Annotated in this window: 3 protein-coding genes; 1 reads left to right on the forward strand and 2 read right to left on the reverse strand. The window is 63.9% G+C overall.

Annotated features, from left to right (window positions below; all coding sequences use genetic code 11):
- A partial coding sequence (locus tag EOA22_RS29570; protein WP_164755983.1) for an ABC transporter permease occupies positions 1–695 on the reverse strand: 695 nt, incomplete at its 3' end.
- 159 nt (positions 696–854) lie between these two features.
- Positions 855–1931, reverse strand: a complete 1077-nt coding sequence (locus EOA22_RS29575) for a sugar ABC transporter substrate-binding protein (RefSeq protein WP_063170663.1) — start codon at positions 1929–1931, stop codon at positions 855–857.
- 214 nt (positions 1932–2145) lie between these two features.
- Here EOA22_RS29575 and EOA22_RS29580 point away from each other — a divergent pair.
- Positions 2146–2878: GMC family oxidoreductase N-terminal domain-containing protein (locus EOA22_RS29580; protein ID WP_206521356.1), on the forward strand; the 733-nt coding region annotated here is incomplete at its 3' end.

The raw sequence follows: 2878 nt of genomic DNA on the forward strand, positions 1-2878 counted from the left end.
CCGAAAAAGAAACCGGCAAACGAAAAGGCGGTGATGCGCACACGCACCACGTTGACGCCGGAGAGCTTGGCGACATCCTCATCACCGCCGATCGCCAGAATGTGGCGCCCGAGCTTGGTGTGGTACTGAATGACGGCGGCGAGCAGGAAAGCGCCAAAGGCGACCCAGACTGCCACCGGCAAGCCCAGGAAACGGTGCAGTGCGAGGTCGCGGATCGAGGCGTCGTTGAGCCGGATCGCCGAGCCGCCCAGCATATAGACTGACAGGCCAAGGCCGATGAACCACATGCCGAGCGTCGCCATGAAGGAGGGGATGCGCAGCATGGTCTGGACGAGGCCGCTGACGAACCCCATCGCGGTGCCGGCGACAATTGCGGCGAGCACCGCCCACCAGCCATAGTCATTGGCGTTCGCGTCATTGGCGGCGAGCAGCACCACCACCATGGCCGACACCGACAGCGTGCCCTCCACGGAGAGGTCGATGCTGCCCATCAGGATGATGAAGGTCAGCCCCATGGCCAGCGTCAGCGGCACGGCGGCCGAATTGGCAAGCCGCACCAGGTTGCGCAACTCGATGAAATTGGGATTGGCGATGGCGATCAGCACGCAGAGCACGATCAGCACCGCCAGCGGCGCCAGGCTGCGCCAGCGCCTGCCACCGAACACGGTGGCGATGCGGCCGGGGAGAACTGTCATAAGCGTCGTCCGCTCGATGTCCGAAACGGACTTCAGGGGTTCTGTATGGATTGTCAAGAAACCGCTTCCCGTCTGCTGATGACAGCCGTCGCGACGAGGGGATCGCGACGGCTGCGGGAGGAAGCGGGCCACCAGGGAGATGCGGCCCGCTCCGGTTGATCAGGTGCGGATGGCTCCAGTCACCCGGCCCCACAGATCGTTCCAGTCGATCTCCGGCTTGGAATCGACATTGGTCTTGTAATATTCCTCGACATTGTCATGCGAGATCAGCACCGCCTTGCCGTAGAACTCGCGGTGTTCCGGCGGCTCCTTGGTCGGATCGAACTTGCCGATCTTGGCGTTGTAGCCGATGGCGAGACCCATGCCGCCCTGCCAGAACGGATCGGACGTAACGGTGCAGGCGAACTCGCCCGTGCGCACCGCGTCGACCGCCGTATTGATGCCGTCGACGCCGACGATCGGCACCTTGCCGGCAAGGTTCTCGGCGCGCAGCGCTTCGAGTGCACCGGAGCCCATGTCGTCATTGGCGGCCCAGATGCCCTTGATGTCGTCGCCGAAGCGGGTGAGCAGATTGCCCATCAAGTCGAAGGCTTCCGTCGATTTCCAGTTGGCGACCTGGAAGTCGAGCAGCTTGATGTCGGGATTGGCGGCAAGGGCCGCGTCGAGGCCCTTCTTGCGTTCGATCGCCGCCGTGGTCGAGATCAGGCCGCCGAGCGCGACGATGCCGCCCTTGCCGCCGATGGTCTTGAACAGGATCTCGGCGATGGTCTTGCCGCTTTCGATGCCGTCGAACTCGATGTGGGAAACATAATTCGGGTTGAAGTCCTTCGGGTGCAGGTCGGACGGCTTGTTCCACTGCGTCACCACATAGGCGCCGGCCTTGGCGCAGGCTTCGACGATCGGGCGCGCGTCAGGTGTGTCATTGGGATCGGAATTCAGCACCATGTTGCCGCCGGTCTTGGCCAACATCGCCTTGATGTCGGCGATGCCTTTCTCGCTGTTGCCTTCCGACACCAGCGTGACGTGCTCAAGCCCAGCCCATTTGGCATAGGCCTCGGCGCCGGTCTTCCACACCGCGTGGTAGGGGTTGGAGAGCGAGCGGATCGACGTCACCAGCGTCGGTTTTTCCTGGGCCCGCAAAACGCTCGGCATGGCGAGCGCCGCTATGCCGGCGGTGGCGCCCATCATCAGCGTCCGGCGGCTGACCGAAAGCGTAAGATCTGTCCTGTCCTTCATATTCAAACCTCCCGATTGAAATCTGTTTCCCGCCCGGCGGCATGCGCGGGGAGCGCGGCCGGGCCTCCGATCGATGGGTTGTCAAGTTCCTCCACTTGTACGACAACCCTTCAACACCATAACCATACCCTTTCTCTTGACGCGGCACAAGCGACTTGAGATCGTTGCGTAGAGGAGAGCAGGGCACTGATTTCGCACTGCCAAGGGAGCGAGAATGTCTGACTACATCATCGTCGGCGGCGGCTCGGCCGGCTGCATTCTGGCCGCCCGCCTGAGCGAGGATCCGGACGTGTCGGTGACCTTGCTCGAAGCCGGTCCGCCCGACACCGATCGCTACATCCATTTGCCGGTCGGCTTCTTCAAGATGACGTCGGGACCGTTGATTTGGGGTTATGACACCGCGCCCGGCAAAGCGATCGACGGCCGCACCATGGTCTATCCGCAGGCGCGTGTGCTCGGCGGCGGCTCCTCGATCAACGCCCAGGTCTTCACCCGTGGTTGTCCGCAGGATTACGACGGCTGGGCGGCTGACAATGGCTGTGCGGGATGGAGCTACGCCGAGGTGCTGCCGTACTTCATCCGCTCCGAAGGCAACGACATCTTCGCCGGTCCGCAGCACGGCATCGACGGCCCGCTCGGCGTTTCCAGCGGCGCCCCGCATCCATTGACCCGGATCTTCGTCAAGGCGGCGCAGCAGGCGGGTCTTCCCTTCCGCGCCGACTTCAATGCCGGCGAACAGGCCGGCGCCGGCTTCTACCAGACGACGACGCGCCGGGGAAAACGCTCGAGCACCGCGGTCGCCTATCTGAAGCCGGCGCTTGGCCGCAAGAACCTGGCGTTGCGCACCGACGCCACGGTCAGCCGCATCGTTGTCGAGAATGGCCGCGCCATCGGCGTCGAGATCATCGTCAATGGACGCACCGAGCGGCTCGGCGCCGAGCGCGAGG

Source organism: Mesorhizobium sp. M7A.F.Ca.US.014.04.1.1 (assembly GCF_003998745.1).
Lineage (GTDB): Bacteria > Pseudomonadota > Alphaproteobacteria > Rhizobiales > Rhizobiaceae > Mesorhizobium > Mesorhizobium ciceri.

Coding starts and splice junctions, on each gene's coding strand:
- EOA22_RS29575 (WP_063170663.1), bottom strand. CDS start 1,931: ATGAAGGACAGGACAGATCTTACGCTTTCGGTCAGCCGCCGGACGCTG.